The organism is Aeromonas dhakensis (assembly GCF_000820305.1).
Lineage (GTDB): Bacteria > Pseudomonadota > Gammaproteobacteria > Enterobacterales > Aeromonadaceae > Aeromonas > Aeromonas dhakensis.
Genome location: NZ_CDBH01000022.1, coordinates 163,652 through 184,399, shown reverse-complemented (window position 1 = coordinate 184,399; position 20,748 = coordinate 163,652). Strand labels below are relative to the sequence as shown.

General features: G+C 62.9%; 19 protein-coding genes. 8 read left to right on the top strand and 11 right to left on the bottom strand.

The window, feature by feature from the left end; all coding sequences use genetic code 11:
• Window positions 1-17: 17 nt before the first annotated feature.
• On the top strand, window positions 18-377 hold the full coding sequence (locus BN1143_RS04030) for an MliC family protein (RefSeq protein WP_005303350.1): 360 nt from the start codon (window positions 18-20) through the stop codon (window positions 375-377).
• Window positions 378-408: 31 nt separating this feature from the next.
• On the opposite strand, the gene BN1143_RS04025 is transcribed toward BN1143_RS04030, so the two are convergent.
• From BN1143_RS04025 to nrdD, 4 genes are all read right to left on the bottom strand, one after another.
• On the bottom strand, window positions 409-801 hold the full coding sequence (locus BN1143_RS04025) for an energy transducer TonB (protein WP_010634739.1): 393 nt from the start codon (window positions 799-801) through the stop codon (window positions 409-411).
• 144 nt (window positions 802-945) lie between these two features.
• Window positions 946-1,116, bottom strand: a complete 171-nt coding sequence (locus tag BN1143_RS21705; RefSeq protein ID WP_005343870.1) for a YqaE/Pmp3 family membrane protein — start codon at window positions 1,114-1,116, stop codon at window positions 946-948.
• Between the two features lie 64 nt (window positions 1,117-1,180).
• Window positions 1,181-1,690: an anaerobic ribonucleoside-triphosphate reductase-activating protein gene (gene nrdG, locus BN1143_RS04015; protein ID WP_042049745.1), complete on the bottom strand. Its 510-nt coding sequence runs from the start codon at window positions 1,688-1,690 to the stop codon at window positions 1,181-1,183.
• A gap of 169 nt (window positions 1,691-1,859) precedes the next feature.
• A complete protein-coding gene (gene nrdD / locus BN1143_RS04010) occupies window positions 1,860-3,977 on the bottom strand; it encodes an anaerobic ribonucleoside-triphosphate reductase (protein ID WP_042049743.1) in 2,118 nt (705 codons plus the stop codon).
• A 406-nt stretch (window positions 3,978-4,383) separates the two neighbouring features.
• Here nrdD and BN1143_RS04005 point away from each other — a divergent pair, with 406 nt between their 5' ends.
• Window positions 4,384-5,397, top strand: coding sequence for an ABC transporter substrate-binding protein (locus BN1143_RS04005; RefSeq protein WP_042049741.1), 1,014 nt, complete (start codon window positions 4,384-4,386; stop codon window positions 5,395-5,397).
• A 73-nt stretch (window positions 5,398-5,470) separates the two neighbouring features.
• Here the strand turns inward: BN1143_RS04005 and ligA are convergent, their stop codons facing one another.
• The 3 genes from ligA to BN1143_RS03990 form a co-directional block, all read right to left on the bottom strand.
• Window positions 5,471-7,477, bottom strand: a complete 2,007-nt coding sequence (gene ligA / locus BN1143_RS04000) for an NAD-dependent DNA ligase LigA (protein WP_042049740.1) — start codon at window positions 7,475-7,477, stop codon at window positions 5,471-5,473.
• 99 nt (window positions 7,478-7,576) lie between these two features.
• Window positions 7,577-8,701 carry a cell division protein ZipA gene (zipA, locus tag BN1143_RS03995; protein WP_017779874.1) on the bottom strand — a complete coding sequence of 375 codons (1,125 nt, stop codon included), beginning with the start codon at window positions 8,699-8,701 and terminating at the stop codon, window positions 7,577-7,579.
• Window positions 8,702-8,716: 15 nt separating this feature from the next.
• Window positions 8,717-12,091: an AAA family ATPase gene (locus BN1143_RS03990; RefSeq protein WP_042049739.1), complete on the bottom strand. Its 3,375-nt coding sequence runs from the start codon at window positions 12,089-12,091 to the stop codon at window positions 8,717-8,719.
• Window positions 12,092-12,200: 109 nt separating this feature from the next.
• Between BN1143_RS03990 and cysZ the strand changes: the two genes are divergently transcribed.
• Both cysZ and BN1143_RS03980 read left to right on the top strand, forming a co-directional pair.
• Entirely contained in the window at window positions 12,201-12,965 is a 765-nt protein-coding gene (gene cysZ / locus BN1143_RS03985; protein ID WP_005303364.1) for a sulfate transporter CysZ, read from the top strand.
• A 134-nt stretch (window positions 12,966-13,099) separates the two neighbouring features.
• The gene (locus BN1143_RS03980) at window positions 13,100-13,714 is read left to right on the top strand and encodes a trimeric intracellular cation channel family protein (RefSeq protein ID WP_005303366.1); all 615 of its coding nucleotides are present in this window, start codon (window positions 13,100-13,102) and stop codon (window positions 13,712-13,714) included.
• A 93-nt stretch (window positions 13,715-13,807) separates the two neighbouring features.
• Here BN1143_RS03980 and BN1143_RS03975 read toward each other — a convergent pair whose 3' ends face one another.
• The 4 genes from BN1143_RS03975 to BN1143_RS03960 form a co-directional block, all read right to left on the bottom strand.
• Window positions 13,808-14,059, bottom strand: coding sequence for a hypothetical protein (locus tag BN1143_RS03975; RefSeq protein ID WP_005303367.1), 252 nt, complete (start codon window positions 14,057-14,059; stop codon window positions 13,808-13,810).
• Between the two features lie 92 nt (window positions 14,060-14,151).
• Entirely contained in the window at window positions 14,152-14,697 is a 546-nt protein-coding gene (locus tag BN1143_RS03970) for a peptidoglycan L,D-endopeptidase MepK (RefSeq protein ID WP_005303369.1), read from the bottom strand.
• A 150-nt stretch (window positions 14,698-14,847) separates the two neighbouring features.
• On the bottom strand, window positions 14,848-16,332 hold the full coding sequence (locus BN1143_RS03965) for a L,D-transpeptidase family protein (protein WP_042049738.1): 1,485 nt from the start codon (window positions 16,330-16,332) through the stop codon (window positions 14,848-14,850).
• Window positions 16,333-16,413: 81 nt separating this feature from the next.
• A complete protein-coding gene (locus BN1143_RS03960; RefSeq protein WP_042049737.1) occupies window positions 16,414-17,184 on the bottom strand; it encodes a substrate-binding periplasmic protein in 771 nt (256 codons plus the stop codon).
• A gap of 315 nt (window positions 17,185-17,499) precedes the next feature.
• On the opposite strand from BN1143_RS03960, the gene BN1143_RS03955 reads away from it, so the two are divergent.
• Genes BN1143_RS03955 through BN1143_RS03940 form a run of 4 tightly spaced genes read left to right on the top strand, consistent with a single transcriptional unit; the run spans window position 17,500 to window position 20,694 of the window.
• Window positions 17,500-18,045, top strand: a complete 546-nt coding sequence (locus BN1143_RS03955) for a hypothetical protein (RefSeq protein WP_005303374.1) — start codon at window positions 17,500-17,502, stop codon at window positions 18,043-18,045.
• A gap of 56 nt (window positions 18,046-18,101) precedes the next feature.
• The gene (locus tag BN1143_RS03950; protein ID WP_029301561.1) at window positions 18,102-19,163 is read left to right on the top strand and encodes a glycosyltransferase family 2 protein; all 1,062 of its coding nucleotides are present in this window, start codon (window positions 18,102-18,104) and stop codon (window positions 19,161-19,163) included.
• Window positions 19,160-19,531, top strand: coding sequence for a GtrA family protein (locus tag BN1143_RS03945; protein ID WP_005303379.1), 372 nt, complete (start codon window positions 19,160-19,162; stop codon window positions 19,529-19,531). The genes BN1143_RS03950 and BN1143_RS03945 overlap by 4 nt, the downstream gene beginning before the upstream one ends.
• Entirely contained in the window at window positions 19,531-20,694 is a 1,164-nt protein-coding gene (locus BN1143_RS03940; protein ID WP_017784006.1) for a membrane protein, read from the top strand. Before BN1143_RS03945 ends, BN1143_RS03940 begins: the two co-directional genes overlap by 1 nt.
• Window positions 20,695-20,748 lie beyond the last annotated feature (54 nt).

Sequence of the window (20,748 nt, the reverse complement as noted above, 5' to 3'; positions counted from 1 at the left end):
ACCGATGGAGAATCAACATGAAGCACGCCAACCTTCTGCTGCTGGGCATCACGACCCTGACCCTGCTGAGCGGCTGCGAACGCGGCGCCGACCCCCTGAGCGTGACCGGCGGCGACCCCGTCACCTATCTGTGCGAACAGGGCCAACGGGTACAGGTGCGCTACTTCGCCCTCTCCGATCAGAGCCTGAACTTCGTCAAGCTGGCACTGCCGGACGGCAAGGACTACACCCTGCCGCAGAGCGTCTCTGCCTCCGGCGCCCGCTACACCGACGATCACGAGGCCGTCTGGTGGAACAAGGGAGATGAGGGCTTTGTCGAGATGCGCGACAAGGACGGCGAGTGGCAGAGCGTCTACAACGACTGTAAACAGCAGTAAACAACAACCCCGGCCAGGCCGGGGTTGTTGTTTACTCCACTTCAATCTCGTAGCGACCCACCACTCGCACCGGAATGGCCTGCGGGTTCTGCTCCGACACTCGATAGCGGGTTTTGGCCAGCCCCGACAGGGCGATCAGATCCAGCACGCCGGGCGGCTCCGAGGCCAGGATCTCTGGGCTGAACAGATTGCCATTGGAGTCGATGAGATAACGGATCTCCACATAGCCCTTGACGGGCCGCTTGGCTGGCGCGCCGCCCACCGGTTCAAACGGGGGCACTTCGCCATCCTGCACCCAGTATTTGCCAAGCTCCGCCATGGTCACCTCCAGCGGCGGCTGGTTCAGTTTCACGGTGGGACTGGGGCTGGCACAGCCCCCCAGCAGGCCGAGCACAGTGCCCAGCAGCAAGACCTTCAAACCCATTCAACACTCCTTGTTGAGTCAGATCAGAGGGGTCACCCCTCCCCGGCAGGGTTGCCGGCCCATTACTGTAACAATCGGAACCCGTTTGAGCAGCATAAAAAAAGCCAACCCCATCGGGTTGGCTTTTAGCAAAGAGGCTCAACGTCAGCCGCGCTTGTCACTGACCACCAGCCAGAGGGCGTGCACCATGCCGGGCAGACCGCCGAGCAGGGTCAGCACTATGTTGATCAGAAAATGCAGGCTGAAGCCCACCTGGATAAAGGCGCAGACCGGCGGCAGGAAGATGGCCAGCAGGATCTTGAGCAGATTGTTCATCTCGGATTTCCTCGTCAACGATGTCACAGGGATTGGAATGGGCTAACCATAAACATCCCTGGCCTCAACTGCAAACCAGACAGGGGATCCGTTCCCCTCCTTCCCGCCAGGCGTTGAGGTCGTGGATCTGCTGATTGCTGCTGCCGCGCCAGAGCAGGCCGGGATCCGCCAGCCCCTGCTCGAACTTGCCATCCACCAGCACGTCCAGTAAACAAACCAGCTCGCGCTGGGTCGGGCTGAGCTCGCCAAGCAGATAGCCGGTCCAGCACCAGATGTCCTTGCCGGGGCACTCGGCGCGCACCCGTTTCACCAGCGCCAGCACGTGGGGCACGTTGGCCGGGTGAAGCGGATCGCCGCCGGAGAGCGACAGTCCACGCCGCTTGATGCGCGGATCCTTGAGATCCGCGATGACGCGATCGCTCATCGCCTGATCGAACGGCTTGCCGCCATCGAGCCGCCAGGTGCTCTGGTTGTAGCAGCCGGGGCACTGGTGTTCGCAGCCCGAGACGAACAGGGTGGCACGGGTGCCTGGGCCGTTGATCACATCGACCGGGTAGTACTGGTGGTAGTGCATCTTGTCTCTCGATTCACGGTTTGGCAGGCAGGTGATGATGGATGCCCCCTCATCCCCAGCCCTTCTCCCACTCTTTTCAACCTGAGCGGGAGAAGGGAGCAAGGCAGTACAAACAGCACCTCGGCCGGTTCCCTCTCCCTCTGGGAGAGGGCTGGGGTGAGGGCTCGGCTCACATGTGTTTGACCCGGCGCTTGACCTCTTCCTGCTTGCCCGCGTTGAAGGGGCGCGCATCCGGGCTGCCGAGGTAGCCGCAGACGCGGCGGGTCACCGACACCTTGGCCGGGTCGTGGTTGCCGCAGCGCGGACAGGTAAAGCCCTTGGAGGTGCACTCGAACTCGCCGGTGAAGCCGCACTCGTAGCACTCGTCGATGGGGGTGTTGGTGCCGTAGTAGGGCACCTTGTCATAGCTGTAGTCCCAGACGTTCTCCAGCGCTTCCAGGTTGTGCTGGATGTTGGGGTACTCGCCGTAGCAGATGAAGCCGCCGCTGGCGATGGGCGGATAGGGCGCCTCGAAGTCCAGCTTGTCGTACGGGTTCACCTGCTTCTCCACATCGAGGTGGAAGCTGTTGGTGTAGTAACCCTTGTCGGTCACCCCCGCCACCACGCCAAACTCCTTGGCGTCGATGCGGCAGAAGCGGGAGCAGAGGTTCTCGCTCGGGGTGGAGTAGAGGCTGAAGCCGTAGCCGGTCTCCTCCTTCCACTCGTCGGTGGCGGCCTTGAGGCGCTCGACGATGGCGACGGCCTTCTGCTGCAGTTCGGCACTATCAAACAGGTGCACCTGATCGCCAAACAGGGCGTTGATGGTCTCGTGTACCCCGATGTAGCCAAGGGAGATGGAGGCGCGACCGTGCTTGAAGATCTCGCTGACATTGTCGTCCGCCTTCAGGCGCACCCCGCAGGCCCCTTCCATGTAGAGGATGGGGGCGACCCGGGCCTTGACCCCGTCCAGGCGCTTGATGCGGTACATCAGTGCGGTCTTGGCTACCCGCAAGGCGGCGTCCAGCTTGTCCCAGAAGTCCGCTTCATCGCGGGATTTGAGAGCGATGCGCGGCAGGTTGAGGCTCACGACCCCTAAGTTGTTGCGCCCTTCGTGGACCAGCTCGCCCTGCTCCTCGTAAGCACCGAGGAAGGAGCGGCAGCCCATGGGGGTCTTGAAGGAACCGGTCACCTTGACCACCTGGTCGTAGTTGAGGATGTCCGGGTACATCCGCTTGGAGGCACACTCCAGCGCCAGCTGCTTGATGTCGTAGTTGGGATCGCCCTGTTTGTGGTTAAGGCCATCCTTGATGGCGAACACCAGTTTCGGGAACACGGCGGTCTTCTTGTTCTTGCCAAGGCCGGCGATGCGGTTGCTCAGGATCGCCCGCTGGATCAGGCGTGACTGCCAGCTGTCGCCAAGGCCAAAGCCGAAGGTGACGAACGGGGTCTGACCGTTGGCGGTGTGCAGGGTGTTCACCTCGTACTCCAGCGACTGGAAGGCGTCGTAGCACTCCTTCTCGGTGCGGGCCATGGCGTAGGCATCCACATCGCCGATGCCCCACTCCACCGCCACTTCCCGATGCTTCTCCCAGCTGATGGTCACGTAGGGAGCCAACACTTCGTCGATGCGGTTGATGGTGGTGCCGCCATAGATGTGGCTCGCCACCTGGGCGATGATCTGGGCGGTGACCGCGGTGGCGGTGCTGATGGATTTGGGGGTGTCGATCTCCGCGTTACCCATCTTGAAGCCGTGAGTCAGCATCCCCTTCAGGTCGATCAACATGCAGTTGAACATGGGGAAGAAGGGGGAGTAGTCAAGGTCGTGGAAGTGCAGATCACCGCTCTCGTGAGCCTGCACCACGTCGCGGGGCAGCATGTGGCTGGTGGCGTAGTGCTTGGCGACGATGCCCGCCAGCAGGTCGCGCTGGGTCGGGATCACCTTGGAATCTTTGTTGGCGTTCTCGTTGAGCAGGGCCGCGTTGGTCTGCTCAACCAGGCCGCGGATCTCCTGGGCCAGCCGGCCGCGGGCCTCGCGAGCCTGATCCCGGTCGTGACGGTATTCGATGTAGGCACGGGCGATGGCCTTGTCGTCGGAGGCCATCAGGTGGTTCTCGACCCGGTTCTGGATCTCGTGGATGTCCACTTCTCCCCGCCCTTCCAGCTCCTGGCTGACGGCGGCGGCAATGCGCTCTGCCAGCGCCGGACTGGCCTGATTGACCGCCTCCGCCGCTCGGCCCACCGCCTCGGCAATCAGCTGGGCATTGAATGGTGCGCGACATCCATCACGTTTGATCACAACCGGTTTCATGGAGTTTCCCCGTTAAAAAGGCCAGGCTCTCGCCCTCGGCTTACCCTTGTTTGGCCCCCTTCTCCACGCCTCGTCCTCGGCGCAAATAAATTCAGCCGAGGCTTGACAAGCCTGGGCTGACGATGAGAAGGGAACAGCTTTTACACAGCTTAATAACACAACATATAGGGATTAAAAACGAATGCAGCCCTATATGTGGTGTCTATTAGGCACCAAAGCGGGGGCGTATTTCTTGATCCAGAACAGGTTTTGAGGCGAGTGGCGCAGTTCCCGACCAGCCATAAAAGGTACCACACGAGACCACCTTCAAGCCTGGTGCGGGCTGGCGCCCGATACCGGCCAGCGAGAAAAAGATTTCCCCTCCGACAGTAATTGACCGGCACCGGCTGGCCCAGGAGTGAACATAATGAATGACAACACCCCTGCGCCGATGGGAAGCCATATGACCAAGCCTTTGTTGCTGCTACTGCTGTTGTGCCCCCTGTCGCTGCGGCTGTGGGCGGCCGAGATCCTGGTGATCAGCAGCTACCATCCCGAGTACCTGTGGGATCAGAGCTACAACGCCAGCCTGGTGGCCAACCTCAAGGGCGAGCACCACATCAGCCACTTCTACATGGATACCAAGCGCCGCCCCGCCGAAGAGTTCGACCAGATCGCCGAACGGGCGCTCGCCTACTACCACCAGGTGAAACCGGATCTGGTGGTGCTTGGCGATGACAACGCCATCAACTACCTGGCCACCAGCATCGCCTCCCTCGGCACCCCGGTCGTGTTTCTCGGCATGAACGAGAACCCGCGCCACAAGGGACTGGTCGGCCACCCCAAGATCACCGGCGTGCTGGAGCGCCCCCTGCTCAAACGCAACATCAGCGAGATGAGCCAGCTGATGGGGGGGATCAAGAAGGCACTGGTGTTGTTTGATTCGAGCAACGTGGCTCTGACCGCCATCGAGGATGAGTTCAAGACCCAGACCGAGTTGCGGGTCGGCCAGACCCGGGTCAACAGCCAGCTGCTCGGCGACTACGACCTGTGGCAGGAGGCCGTGCTCAACGCCAGGCAGAACGGCTATCAGGCGATCTTCATCGGCCTCTACCACACCCTCATCGATGAGCAGGGTCGCCACGTGGATGAACGCCAGGTGCTGGAGTGGACCAGTGCCCACAGCCCGGTGCCGCTGTTCTGCTTCTGGGAGTTTACGGTGGGCAAGGGCAAGGCCATCGGCGGCCTGGTGCTGGATGGGCACGATCAGGGGGCCAAGGCTGCCGAGCTGGTCAATGCCATTCTGGAGGGAGCCCAGCCCAAGACCCTGGCGCCGCGGGCTGCCCTGCGCGGCGAGTATGTGTTCAGCAAGAGCGAGCTGGCCCGCTGGCAGCTCACCCTGCCCGACAAGTGGCGCTACAAGATCCTCTGGCGTGATTGAGCCTCGATCATTGCCCTCATAACGAAGAACCCGGCATGGCCGGGTTCTTCGTTTATCTGGTTGAGCCAGCGACTCAGCCCTGCAGCGCCTGTTGCAGCTCCTCTTCGGTCCAGACGGTGATGCCGAGCTCCTGGGCCTTGGCCAGTTTGGAGCCTGCCGCCTCACCGGCTACCAGCACATCGGTCTTGGCCGATACCGAGCCCGCCACCTTGGCGCCAAGCGCCTGCAGCGCCGCCTTGGCGTCGTTGCGCGACAAGGTGGTGAGGGTGCCGGTCAGCACGAAGGTCTTGCCGGCAAAGGGCTGATCGCTTGCCTCCTTCTTCTCGATGGCGGGCCAGTGGATACCGGCGGCCAGCAGCGCCTCCAGCACCTCGATGTTGTGGGGCTGGCGCAGGAAGTAGTAGACATGCTTGGCCACCACGTCCCCCACGTCGGCCACTTCCAGCAACTGCTCCACCGAGGCGGCGCGCAGGGCATCCAGGGTGAGGAAGTGATTGGCGAGGTTCAGCGCGGTCGCCTCACCCACTTCGCGGATCCCCAGCGCAAACAGGAAGCGCGGCAACGTGGTGCTGCGGGCCGCATCGATGGCCGCCACCAGATTGAGCGCGGACTTTTGCCCCATCCGCTCGAGTCCGGCCAGCTGGATGGCGTTGAGGCCAAACAGATCGGCCGGGGTCTTCACCAGCCCCTTGTCCACCAGCTGCTCGACTATCTTGTCGCCGAGGCCGTCCACGTCCATGGCACGGCGGGCGGCGAAGTGCTTGATCGCCTCCTTGCGCTGCGCCTCGCAGAACAGACCGCCGGAGCAGCGGGTCACAGCCTCTCCTTCCAGCCGCTCTACCGCCGAGCCGCACACCGGGCACTCGGTCGGGAAGAGGATTTCACGGGCATCGCTTGGGCGCTGGGCCTCCACCACGGCCACGATCTGCGGGATCACGTCCCCGGCCCGGCGCACGATCACGGTGTCGCCGATCATCACGCCAAGGCGCTCAATCTCGTCGGCATTGTGCAAGGTGGCGTTGGAGACGGTGACGCCGCCGACGAACACGGGTTTGAGCTTGGCCACCGGGGTCACGGCGCCGGTGCGACCGACCTGGAACTCGACGTTTTCGAGCAGGGTCATCTCCTCCTGGGCCGGGAACTTGTGGGCGGTGGCCCAGCGCGGTGCACGGGCCACGAAGCCGAGCTCCTCTTGCAGGGGAATGGCATCCACCTTGTAGACCACGCCGTCGATCTCGTAGGGGAGTGCGCCACGGCGGGCCAGGATATCGTCGTGAAATTCCTGACAGCCGGCCGCCCCCTCCTTGAGCTTCACCTCCGGGCTGAGCGGCAGCCCCCAGGCATTGAGCCGGGTGAGGCGGCCGTAGTGGGAATCCCCCAGCAGTTCGCCACCGACCCCCACCCCATAGGCGTAGAAGCTGAGCGGACGGCTGGCGGTGATGCGTGAATCGAGCTGGCGCAGGCTGCCGGCGGCGGCGTTGCGCGGATTGACGAACACCTTCTCGCCGGCGGCCAGCGCTCTGGCGTTCATCGCCTCGAACCCCGCCTTGGGCATGAACACCTCGCCGCGCACTTCCAGCCGAGCCGGCCACCCCTCGCCACGCAGGGTCAGGGGAATGGCCTTGATGGTGCGCACGTTCTCGGTGATCTCCTCACCCGTGGTGCCATCGCCCCGGGTGGCGGCCTGCACCAGCTGGCCATCCACGTAGAGCAGGCTCACCGCCAGGCCGTCCAGCTTGGGCTCGCAGCAGAAGGTGAAATTGACCTCCCGCTTGAGGCGATCACTCATGCGCTGTTCGAACGCCTGCAGCTCTTCGCTGCTGAACACATTGTCCAGGCTCAGCATGGGGATCTCGTGGCGCACCTGCTTGAAGGCGGTGAGCGGTTGACCGCCCACCCGCACGCTCGGCGAGGCCGGGGTTTTCAGCTCGGGATGGTCGGCCTCCAGCGCGATCAGCTCGCGCATCAGGCGGTCGTATTCGGCGTCCGGCACTGTGGGGTTGTCCAGCACATAGTACTGATGCCCATATTCGGTAAGCAGCTCACACAGTTGACGGTGGCGGGAGAGGATATCGCTCATGAAAAAGTCTCGAAGTGTGATGGAAAAACCGGCCAGCGGAGCAATAAAAATGCGGCACCTGGGTACCGCACTTTTGATTCATTCGACCCGCCTGGCGTATTAGTCGCGACTGGCCTCGTAGGCGGCCAGCTCGTGCCGGTAACGGGCGATGGTCTCGTCGCTCAGCGGGCTGCGATCCACGTCAGTCAGCATGGCATCGAGATCGCTGGCCAGCTGGTCGGCAGACTGCAGCATGTGCTCGAAGGCAAAGGCGGCGTTGCTGCGCAGCGGCAGTTGCATGAAGAGCGACACACCCGGAGTGGTGAACTGCTCCATCCGGTACGGGTTGAAGGTACCCGGCTTGACCATGTTGATCATGGAGAAGAGCACTTCGCCCTTGCCGTTGAGATCCTCGTGGCGATGGAAGATGTCCATCTCGCCAAATTTGAAGCCCAGCGCCAGCAGGGAAGAGATCAGGGTCGCCCCCTGCAGGTCGTGGCCGGGGCGCGCCATCAGGTTGATGACATAGACATCCTGCCAGATCTTCTCGACCGGCTGACGTTCAATCTGCGGCTCCTGCACCGGCTCTTCATAGGCGGGCTCCTCGTAGGCAGGCTCGGGGGCTGCGTAACGGGGCTGCGCCTTGTATTCGGGCGCAGCGGCCTGGGCCTGTTCACGGGCACCGAAGGTGGGCGCGGTGGCGTAGGCTGGCTCCACCAGCGGCTCTTCGTCCAGCGGCTGCAGAAGCGGCTCGCGCTGGGGACGGGAACGGTGGACCGGGGTACGACGGATCACCTGGGCAGGCTTGCGTACCGGCGCGGCCGGGACTTCCTCGACGGGCTCGGCGACCGGCTCCTCATACTCCTCCTCTTCATAGACGGGAGGCGGGGGCACGGGGCGAGCGGCAGGCTTGCGTACCACGGGCGGCGGCAGATCGGCGTCATCATCTTCTTCATCATCGAAGGCGGGCGCGGGGGCGCGACGGCTGACGTCCGGCTGGCGAGGTTCATCATGGTGGAGCTTGGGCTCGGCACGACGGCCACCGCTGACCACTCGCACCTGACCGATGCCATCGCTGTCGAAGGCGTCGTTGTCACGGTCCCGTGATTTGGATTCCATCCGGCCCAGAGGTTTCTCTTTGATCGGTGCCTGACGATTCTTTCTGTTGCTCCACAACCCGTGAATGAGCAATGCCGCGATGGCAATACCGCCCAGGGCAACCAAGATGTAACGCAATTCCTGCATTAGCTGCTTCTCTTTCTAGTTTTGCTCAGCCAAAGCGACGGCTTCACCGATATCGACCGACACTATGCGCGAAACCCCGGGCTCTTGCATCGTGACGCCAACCAGCTGCTCAGCCATCTCCATGGAGACCTTATTATGACTGATGTAAACGAACTGTACTGTGCTCGACATCTCTTTGACAAGAGAACAGAAGCGACCGACGTTCACTTCATCGAGCGGTGCATCCACCTCATCCAGCAGACAGAAAGGTGCCGGATTGAGTCTGAAGATGGCAAAAACCAGCGCAAGAGCGGTTAACGCCTTCTCCCCCCCGGAAAGCAGGGCAATGGTAGCATTCTTCTTACCCGGAGGTCTCGCCATGATGCTCACTCCAGCCTCCAAAAGATCATCGGAGGTGAGCTCAAGCCAGGCACTGCCCCCACCGAACACTTTTGGAAACAGGGATTTTAAATCTTCGTTGACCTTATCGAAAGTGTCACGGAAGCGTATTTGTGTCTCTTTATCAATTCTTTTAATGGCTTGGCTCAAGGTTTCCAGCGCCTGCTCCAGATCCTGGCACTGGTTTTCCAGGTAGCTTGCGCGGGTTTTCGCCTCTTCATATTCCTCCAGCGCCGCCAGGTTGATGGCGCCAAGCGCCTCCACTTGCGCCTCCAGGGTCTGGATCTCCTGGCGCAGCTTGCCGCGATCAGCCGCTATCAGCACCGCCTGATCGAGATCCACCAGCCGTACCCCCAGCTCTTCGAACTGCTCGTGCAGCCCCTGCCGGCGGGTGAGGTTGCGTTCGCGCTCGAGCCGCAGGGTCGCCAGCTTCTCCTGTATCTGTACCAGCTGCTTGTGATCGGCGCTTCTGGCCTGCTCCAGCTCGGTCAACTGGCGCTCCAATTCTGCAAGCCGCTGATGACAGGCGAGTTGCTGTTCCTCGAGGCTGCGCTGCTCGGCCAGCAGGGGCGACAGATCCTGACTCGAAGTGGCTCCCGGCTCCTTGAGTTCGGCCAGCTCCAGCCCGAGGCGGGCCAGCTCCTGCTCGCGCAGGGTGATGAGTTGGCGCTGGTTCTGCTGCTCCAGTTGCAGCCGCTGGCAGGCGGCTTGCTGCTGCTCACGACGCAGGCGGGCCTCTTCCACCGCCCGATCCGCCGCGCTCGCCTGCTCCTGGGCAAACAGCAGCGCCTCGGCAAGCAGCTCCCCTTGCTCCTGCAGCTCGCCAAGGGCCGCTTCATCCTGCTCAAGCCGCTCCCCGGCCGACACCAGCCGCTGCGCCTCCTCAGCCTGCTCCTTATCCAGCCGGATCAGCTCCTCTCCCAGCTGGCCAAGGCGCTGCAACCGCGCCTGGCGCTGCCCTTCGCGCAGGCTCCAGTCCTCGCGCAGTTGCTGCCACTGCTGCTCCTGCTCGCGCAGGGTGCGCTGGGCCAGTTCATGGGCGCTGTGCAGCTGGGCCCGCGCCGCATCGGCGGCGGCCAGCTGTTCATCGAGCCGGCGCAGCGCCTCCCGGCCCGCGACCAACTCGCTGTGCAACCGCTCACGTTCGCCGAGCAGCGCCAGGGTGCCGAGGGCCATTCCCTCCCCCAGATCCGCCCAGTTGGGGCCGAACCAGTCGCCGGCTGGAGTGAGCAGCGACTCACCGGCAGAGAGGCTGTGCAGGCGGGCCAGCGCCTCCTCCCGGCTCTCTGCCAGCCAGATGGCGTTGAGGAAGGCGGGAATGTGCTCACCGCCCAGTTGCGCCGCCAGGGTACCGGCCAGCGCCGGCCGGGCCGGACCAATCCAGAGCCCGGATTGCGCCAGATTGCACTCGTCCGCCGGGGTGGCGGTGAGCCAGCGCCCCAGCACTTTGTCCAGCCCCCGGGCCCACTCGGGGGGGACCTGCAGCCGATCCGCCAGGGTGACGCCCGCCATCTGCTCCCCCAGGATCTGATCCAGGGTGGCGAGGCGAGCCTCCAGTTCGCGCAGCAAGCCCTGCTGGCGCCCCTGCGCTGCCTTGAGCTCTTCATGGCGGGCCACGCCGGCCTGCCAAGCCGCTTCGGCTTCTTCATGACGAGCGCGGGAGAGCGAGAGCGTCGCCGCCAACCCATCGAGCGCCGGTTGCAGGTTCTCCTCCTCCCCGCCGAGGGGCCCGGCCTGTTCATCTTCCAGCTTGAGACGGGCCAGCCGGGTCTTGGCCTGCAGCTCCTGCAAACCGTTCACCTCGGCGCGGGTCTGGTTGAGCCGCCCCTGCAACTGGCCCAGCTGCTGCTGCCACTGCTGCTGGCGCTGGCGCGCCTGCTCGAGCCGCTCGCCCGCCGCCGCGCGCACGCTCTGCTGGTCGGTAAGCAACTGCTCACACTGCTCGAGGCGCGCCGACGCCACCTCCCCCTGCAGAGTGCTTTCGCCCAGTTGTTCCAGCTGGCCGGCCAGCTGGGTCTTGAGCCCCTCGATGCGCTCGCCGAGGGCCTGCCGCCTTGCCTGCCAGTCACGACCGAGTTCGGTTTGGTGCAGTTGCTGCTGCTCGAGGCGGGCGATGGCCTGACCGCCGAGAAAAATCTGCTGCTGACGGCTTGCCTGTTCGGCCTGCGCCTCCTGGCGGGCGACCGACAGGGTGACGTGGCGCCCCTCATCGGCGGTGCGCTTGGCATCAAGGGCCGCCAGCGCCTGCTCGGTCTGGGCAAGTTCGGTCTTGGCCTCGCCCAGACGCGTCTCCAACGCCCACAGTTCAGAACCGATCAGCTCGGCGCGGGCAGCGCGACTGCGGCTCTTGAGCTGCTTGTAGCGCTCGGCGGTCTCGGCCTGGGCTTTGAGATGGTCGAGGCGCGACCCCAGTTCGCCGCGGATGTCGCCGAGGCGCTCCAGGTTCTCCTGGGTATGGCGGATACGCTGTTCGGTCTCCCGGCGCCGCTCCTTGTAGCGGGAAACCCCGGCGGCCTCTTCCATGAACAGCTTGAGATCGGCGGGACGGGACTCCACCAGCCGGCTGACGGTGCCCTGCTCTATGATGGCGTAGCTGCGCGGCCCGAGGCCGGTGCCGAGGAAGAGGTCGGTCACGTCCTTGCGGCGGCACTTCTGGCCATTGATCTGGTAGTGGTTGGAGCCGTCGCGCAGCACTTCGCGGCGCACCGAGATCTCGGTAAAGCGGCCGAACTCGCCGGGCACCCGGTTGTGGGGATTGTCGAACACCAGCTCCACCGAGGCGCGGCCGTGGGCGCTGCGATTGACGGAGCCGTTGAAGATGACGTCGGTCATGTTCTCGCCACGCAGATGACGGGCGGAACTCTCCCCCAGCACCCAGCGCACGGCGTCGATGACGTTGGATTTGCCGCAGCCATTGGGCCCCACCACGGCAGTCATGTCGGCGTTGAGTTCGATGCGGGTCGGCTCGACAAACGACTTGAAGCCGGCGAGTTTGATCAATTTCAGACGCATGGCGGCCTATGTCGGTAACGAAATAAAGAGGAGGCGGGCAGGCGACTTTACCAAATCAAAAGCTTGTTTGTAATATGCTGGCAGTTTCCCATGAACAGATGGAGCTCCGATGAGCCACTCCCCCCGTATGGTAAAAGACTCGATCAGCGGTGCAGACTACTTTCTGCGCGGCTTCTCCCTCATTCGCCAGCCCGGCATCCGCACCTTCGTGCTGATCCCCCTGCTGGTCAACTTCGTGCTGTTTGCCGGGGCCTTCTACGCCCTGCTGCTGCAGCTGGATGGCCTGTTCGGCTGGCTGCACCAGCAGATCCCGAGCTGGCTCGACTGGCTGGACTACCTGCTCTGGCCCATCGCCCTCATTACCATACTGGTGGTCTTCTCCTTCCTGTTCAGCTCGGTGGCCAACTGGATAGCCGCCCCCTTCAACGGCCTGCTGGCGGAGAAGGTGGAGCAGGCGCTCACTGGCGAGGCCGCCAACGACACCGGCATGCTGGACATCGTCAAGGATGTGCCACGCACCTTCGGCCGCGAGTGGATCAAGCTCAAATACTACCTGCCCAAGGCCATCGGCTGCCTGATCCTGTTCCTCATTCCGGTGCTGGGCCAGACCCTGGCGCCTGTGCTCTGGTTCCTGTTCAGCGCCTGGATGATGGCGATCCAGTATGTCGACTATCCGTTCGACAATCACAAGATCGACTTCATCACCATGCGCGACGCCCTCAAGCAACGCCGCGGCAAGTGCCTGAGCTTCGGCGCTCTGGTCACCCTCTTCTCCGCCATCCCGGTGGTGAACCTGTTCGTGATGCCGGTCGCCATCTGCGGGGCCACCGCCATGTGGGTCGATCACTACCGCAACGAACAGCTCAAACGCTGACCCGGGCAAGCATGATGAAAAATGGGGGCGAAAGCCCCCTTTTCATTACTTAATCTAATGCATATATGAGTTTGCTTGTCCCGCCAGCGCTAGATTGTTAGGATGCGGGCCTTTCTCGCACCCTGGGATATCTCATGTTACATGCACTCTTCTTGCTGGGCCTGGTGGCCGAAGGGATGACAGGCGCGCTGGCCGCGGGCCGGCGACGGATGGACTTGTTCGGCGTGGTGATCATCGCCTCGGCGACGGCCATCGGAGGCGGCACCATCCGCGATGTGCTGCTGGGCCATTACCCTCTGCTCTGGGTCGAACACCCGGAGTATGTGCTGCTGGTCGCCGGCGCGGCCATGGCCGGCGTCATCTCGGCACCGCTGATGCGCTATCTCGGCAAGCTGTTCATGGCGCTCGATGCCCTGGGGCTGGTGGTCTTCTCCATCTTCGGTGCCGCCAGGGCGCTGGAGATGGGTCACGGCGCCGGCATCGCCTGCATCATGGCGGTGGTGACGGGGGCCTTCGGCGGCGTGCTCAGGGACCTGCTCTGCCAGCGCATTCCGCTGGTGTTTCGCCGCGAGCTCTATGCCGCCATCTCGCTGGTAACCGCCGCCCTCTACTGCCTGGCGCTGGATCAGGGCCTGCCCAACGACTGGGCCGCCTTCGGTGCCATCGGCATCGGCTTCGTGCTGCGCCTGCTGGCGGTGCGCTTCAAGTGGGGGCTGCCCACCTTCCACTATCAGTACGCAGCGCACTGAGCGCGCCAGCTTCTGGCGAGCCGGTACGGATCACAGCCAACAAAAAAGCGCCGGTCAGACGCTTTTTTGTTGGGCAAGGGGGTAGCAACTGCCTCAGTTGATCCCTTCCGAGCTGAAGAAGGTCGCCTTGTCGGCGATGAAACGGATCTTGATGTTCTTGCCCTCGTCGCCCCAGATGCAGCTGGTGGTGCCCAGCGCATCGTCACAACGCTCGGCCTTGCCGAGGATGCTGCTCGCCTCGGCGTAGCTGATCCCCATCTTGAGCTTGTCGTAGTTTTCGCGGTTGAGCTTGCCACAACCGGTCAGCAGCAGGGCAATCAGCCCGCCAAGCAAAATATGTTTCATCTGGTTCTCCTCTGCATGGTGTCCAGAGCCTACCAGCTCGGCCACCCCGCTGACCAGTCACCCGCCGGGCCGATGCGGCCAGCAAACCGCCGTTACCAGCTGCGCACGGGCCCGGTGTCGAGGTGCACGAAGTTGTCGCTCGGGTAGTAACCGACGCCGCCCACCTTGAGATGAAGCGCCGCCTTGCGAAGGTGCGCCAGCTGTACCCCGGGGATCCGCACGTCCACCGCCTGCCCCAGGGTGTGATAGCTGTGCTTGGCTACCCCGCGGCTGCGACTGCGCTTCTGGCGATTGGTCACAGGGGAGCGATAGCCCGAGATGAGCTGGATTTCGCCGTGGCGACCCAGCTTGTGCTGCAGCAGGTAGAGCTGGTCGAACAGCTTCCTGTCGATGTTGAACACTTCGTTGCGACGGTAGTCGCGAAAGATGTGGTTGAGCTCGGCCAGCCCGTCTTTCAGATAGCGGCCATCTTCCCAGTAGCTGGTGCGCACCCGCTCACCGGTATTGAGATTGAAGAAGCTGAGTTCACGTCCCGCCGTACTGCGGCTCGCCATGGCGGGGAAGGACAACAGCGAGCCCCCCAGCAGGCAACCGGCACCCAGCAGCAGGCGACGTCGGCTTATCTCTTGATCAAGCATCCCTTGTCCGTCCATCGCAATGTTGAGGTGAAACCGTTGAATGAATTTGATACAGGCGCTTGAAACTACCCGCCGAGCCGGCCGCTGTCAAACCGCAAGGGGCCATGAAAAAGCCCGGCGCAGGCCGGGCTTTTCACTCTGTGGCGAGGATCACAGCAGGCGACTCTGGTAGCTGACTCGATCAAATCCATAGATGTCGTTGCGCAGTTGCTGACGCCCCTCCTCGTCGATCCAGCTGCTCCAGTAGACGGTGAACACCGGGATCGGAGTGGTCAGCGGCAGCCACTTGGTCTGGCTCTCTTTCAGGATGCTGGCCACCTTGTCGGGCTGGTAGCGGGAGTCCGCCAGCAGCAGCTCGGCCAGATCGTCGGCGTGCTCCACCCGGATGCAACCCGAACTGAAGGCGCGCGCCCCCTGCTCGAACAGCGCCTTGCGCGGAGTGGAGTGCAGGTAGATCGCCTCGTTGTTGGGCAGATAGAACTTGTAGCGACCCAGTGCATTGTGATCGCCCGGCTTTTGCCGCAGACGATAGGGGAAACCGGACGCCAGCGCCTGCTGCCAGCCCTCTTCGGTGAACTGCACCGGATTGCCTTCGCCGTCGATCACCTCGAACTGCTCGCGATTGAGGTAGGCGGGATCGCGCCCCAGCTTGGGTAGAATGTCCTTGCTCAGGATGGAGCGCGGCACGTGCCAGGCCGGGTTGAGCACGATGGAGCGGATCTCGCTGGCGAGGATCGGGGTAGCCCGCTGCTCCTTGCCGACGATCACCCGGCTGGTAAACACCTCGTTGCCGGACTCCACCACGCTCAGCCGATAGTCGGGGATGTTGACCAGCACGTAGCGGGCGCCGGAGAGCTGATCCACCAGGTCACGTCGCCACAGGTTGCGCAGCAGCAGGCTGGCGCGCACCTCGGGCCCGGTGTTGAGCCAGCTGCGGGTCTGCCGGCCTATGATGCCGTCGGCGGTCAGGCCGTGGCGGCGCTGGAACTGCTTGACCGCCTGCAGGGTGTCGTCGTCGTAGGTGGCGTCATCATGGCGCGGGGCCGTGTCGCCCAGCTCGTTGAGGATGGAGCGGATCTGGCCCAGCTCCGGGGAAACCTCGCCGGCTCGCAGGGTTGGCATGGTCAGGGTCGGCCACTTCTTGGCCATGGGCAGCGCCAGCAGCTTGCGCACTTCCTCGCGCACCGCCTCGTATTCCGCGACCTGGGGTCTGAGCTGCTTGACCTGTTCCAGCAGGTTGTCGCCGGCCGGCTCGTGAGCCAGCGGCTTGTTCAGATTGAGTTTGAGGGTCTGCATCTGCTCGCGGGAGACCAGATCCATGGCGCGCCATGCCTGCTGGAACCGGGCCAGCTTGCCAAACGCCTCGTCATAGAGGGCGCCGCGCTGATCTGACGGCTTGGCCTGCAGCTTCTTCCAGAGCGTATAGAAATCCGGGTGCAGCTGGGCCAGCACGGCCTCCTGCAGTTGCTGCTCCAGCTCTTGCCTGGCCTGCTCCGCCGTCCGGTTCTGATACCAGTCGTGCTGCTCCGCCGCATTGCTCACCACCACCTGGCCTTCGCTGGCCTGTGCCATGGCCGCTGGCCAGCAGCCCAGCCAGATCAGGTTTGCCAATGCCAGCCAATACTTCTTCCCCATGCTTACCTCAAGATAGGTTCACTTCAATCCGTCAGACCCGGCGGTCAAGGCGCTCATCATGCGTGAATGCCCGCGACTTTGCTAGCCGGCGGGCGCATAGCGCCGCCAGATAATGTCATACTCATTTGTTGCTTTAAACTTGGCCAGCTCGCGATTGAACTCCCGCACGAATTCGGGAGACAACCGTTTCTTGCTGAACATGAAAAAGGTCGGTGCTTCATATACGGCCATGGCATGGGGGACGATCAGATCGCTCAGCCCCTCCTTCTTCAAGCCCCAGGGGGTGGCCAGCACATCGCCGAGGAAACCGTCGATGCGTCCCAACACCAGCTTGCCGTAGTTTTGCTCGTCGTTGACCACGCTCACCTGGGCGGCATAACGGCGCAGCAGCTCGCTGATCTCGGCGCCGTAGTAGTAGTCCTTGGTGACCCCCAGGGTATGCCCGTCAGCCAGCCAGCTCGCCAGATCGGTGTCGGCATAGGAGTCTGACTTGCGGATCCAGAGCACGCTGCGGCCCGGATTGTAGGCATCGGAAAACCAGGCGTAACGGGCACGATCCTCGTTGAAGTAGGCCTCCATGGCAATGTCGACCGACCCCAGCGCCAGACCGTGCAACACCCGTTTCCAGGGCATCTCCACGTAGCTGGCCTTGCAATCCAGCCGTTTGAGCATGGCGTTGAGCGCCTCGATGGCAAAGCCCTGCAGCTCTTTCTTGCCGGCCGCGGCCTCGAGGTAATAGTGATAGGGCGGCCAGTTGTCATAACCGATCCGCAAGGGAGCAGGGCACAGCGCATTTGCCGATACCAGCGGTGTCAGCAACCAGAGCATCCAGCAGCAGAGTTTCAGCTTCATGGGTCATCCTTGACGGCGTATCAGCTCATCATAAATCGGCCTCGGCAAAATGGCGACAGATCCTGCCACAGGGATGCAGACCATGATCGGGGCACCGAAAAAGCGGCATCGCCCGAGCAGAAAAGGGGCCCGGCCAGCCCGCCACAACAGGGCCTGGGGGCTAGCTAAAAAGAGGGAGAAGCGACATTTGGAACACCAATCAGAAAGGGGTTAATATGTGACCAAATATATTTTTGTGATCCACTATGCTTTTTTTGCAATTGGATTAGCATATGCGCGAAATCAGCCTACAAACCGTGAGGCGCAGAGAGTGATATGACGTACAAAAAGTTTGGTTTTCTGACCGCCATCATGGCGCTGAGTGGTTTCTATCTCTACACCCTCTATCTGGCCGCCCACCCCAACGTGAGCCTGGCCTACAAGCTCTATTACCTGGAAGGCAAGACCCGCTTCTGGGAGCACAACTCCAGCATGACCTACCAGCCCGGCAACGAGCTCAATCTGACCAAGCCGAGCCGCTTCCTCTCCAGCGAAGGCTGGGCCAAGAAGCCGAGCGCGGACGGCACCGAACTGAGCGGCCAGGGCGGCCTCTATTTCGTGCTGCCCAAACAGCAGGCACAGCCGGAAGAGCTGACCATCCAGGCCCGGGTCAACAGCCCGCAGGCCGGCGCCCTGCTCAAGGTGGCACTGGGTCACGATTTCACCACCACCGTCAAGCTGGCCAAGGCCGGCATCAACGAGATCCGTCTCAGCCTGCCGGGCGAGTCGCTGACCTCGGATCCCAAGCGTCCCAACTTTCTGGCGCTCTCCGCCCCGACACCGCTCAATGTCCAGTCGGTGCGCTTGACCGTCGCCCAGTAAGACGTATTCTCCAATACGCTGTTTTATAAAATAATTTTCCAAATAAGGAAGTTTTCATGTCGCATGCCGATTTTCGACTCTCTCTGATCGTTCCCGTTTACAACGAGGAAGAGAGCATAGATGCCTTCATCAACGCGATAGATAACGAACTGGCGCCGCTCAAGGATCAGCTGGAAATTGTATTCGTCAACGACGGCAGCCGCGACCGCACCCGTGAGGTGGTCGAGCAGGCCATCGCCCGCGACCCGCGCGTCACCCTGGTCAACCTGGCCCGCAACTTCGGCAAGGAAGCGGCCATGACCGCCGGCCTGCATCACGCCAAGGGTGACGCCGTGGTGCCGATGGACGTGGATCTGCAGGATCCGCCCGCACTCATTCTCGAATTCGTCAAGCTGTGGCAGACCGGCGACTACGACACCGTCTACGGCATCCGGGTGGATCGCAGCGCCGACACCCCGATGAAGCGTCTCACCGCCGGCGGCTTCTACCGCTTCTTCAACGCCCTCTCCACCAGCACCAAGCTGCCGGAGAACGCCGGCGACTTCCGTCTGATCGACCGCAAGGTGGTCGAGGCGATCAAGCAGCTGCCGGAGCGCAACCGCTTCATGAAGGGGCTGTTCGCCTGGGCCGGTTTCCGTGCCGTCGGTGTGCCCTACGAGCGCCCCGCCCGCCATGCCGGCGAGACCAAGTTCAACTACTGGAAGCTGTGGAACTTCGCCCTCGACGGTCTGATGAGCTTCTCCAGCTGGCCGCTGCGGGTATGGAGCTACGTCGGCGTCGGCGTCTCCTTCGTCGCCTTCCTCTACATCCTCAAGATCGTCACCCAGGTGGTCTTCTTCGGCATCGACGTGCCGGGTTACGCCTCCCTGATGTCGGTGGTGCTGTTCCTCGGCGGCATCCAGCTGCTGTCGCTCGGCATCATCGGCGAGTACATCGGCCGCATGTTCGTGGAAGTGAAGCAGCGCCCCGTCTACCTCATCGAAGGGGTCTACGGCCAATATGCGAAACAGGATGAAGAGCCCAAGCAGGACGCCGCCACCGGCAGCAAGAAAAGCGCCGGCAAGAAGGCTGCAGCTGCGAAAGCCGCTGATGACCAGCAGGAGCAGGCTTCTCAATGATCTCCCGCGAGGAATTCTGGCGGCTGGTACGTTTCGGGTTTGTCGGCGGGGGGGCCACCCTCGTCGATCTGGGCACCTCCATAGCCCTGTTTCACACCTGGCCCACCATCTCGGAGCACCTGGTGACGACGCTGGCCTTTGCCATCGCGTTCTGGTTCTCCTTCTTCGGTCACCGTTACATCACCTTCCAGAAGCAAGGTGCCGCCAGCAAGTTCCTGCTGGTCGCCCTCTTCTCGCTGGCGGTGCGTAACCTGATATTGAGCGGTCTGCTGTTTGCGGGTCTTTCCGGTCTGCTACCGGTGGTGATCGCCACCCTGACGGTCACCGTGCTCACCTACCTCCTCTCCAGGATCTGGGTATTTGCCTGATGAATGACATGACTACCACCACTGCCCCCGACCAGGCGGCGCCCTATCGCCCGTCACTTCGCATCAGCGGTCGCGACTGGCTGATGATCATCGCCGCCTTCGTGCTGAGCCGGGTCGCCCTGTACGGCATGGGTTACTTCGGCGTCCAGCTCTACGGCGCCACCGACATAGGCCCGCTGCAGGCCTATTGCCAGTTTGACTGTGTCTGGTTCCAGCGCATCATCGAGAACGGCTACGATCTCTACCCGCGCTGGCTGAGCAAGGGCAACGCAGCCAACTGGGCCTTCATGCCGCTCTACCCGATGATCTCCGGCACCCTCTCCAACCTGCTCAACGTCGAGAGCCTGATCGGCCTGATGCTGGTGGCCAACCTGGCGTTCTTCATCAGCCTGCCGCTGATGCTGCTGGTGCTGCGCCAGCTCAAGCTGGGTGACGATACCGCCCGCTTCGGTGTCTGGCTGCTCGCCTTCTCCCCCTTCTCCGCCTACTTCGTCTCCGGCTATACCGAGTCGATGTTCATGGCGCTGATGCTGGGGATGTTCCTGTTCGCCTATCGCCAGCAGTGGCTGATGGTGGCCCTGCTCGGCGTGTTCATCTCCGCCACCCGCAACCTGGGGGTGATGATGGTGTTCCCGGTGCTGATCCTGGCGCTGCAGGCCTACGGCTGGCGCGAGTTCTTCCGCTTCACCGAGCGCGCCTTCAAGGTGGTGTTCACCCTCTGGATGATCCCGCTCGGCCTGTTCGCCTACATGTTCTACCTCTATCACCTCACCGGTGATGCGCTGGCCTTCAAGCACATCCAGGTGGCCTGGGGCCGTTACATGGACAGCCCGCTGGACTGGTGGCTGAGCGGCTTCGAGCTGGGCGGACGCAAATCCTACCTCTCCATCATGGTGATGTTCGGCTGGGCGCTGAACCTCTATCTGTTCAGCCAGAAGCGCTGGGCCGAGGCGACCCTGATGTTCATCTGCTGCACCATTCCGCTGATGACAGGGCTCAACGCCATGCCGCGCTACATGTTCGGCCTCTATCCGACCATGCTGGCCATCATCCTGCTGACCCATCGCTGGCCGGCCATTCGCCCGGCCGTGCTCTGCCTGAGCGGCATGGTGGCCTCCTTCATCGCGGTGGCCTTTGTCAACTTCAAGTTCTTCACCGTGTGACGAAGGTGGCAATGCAACAAGCCGGTCCATCGACCGGCTTTTTTTATGGGCGCG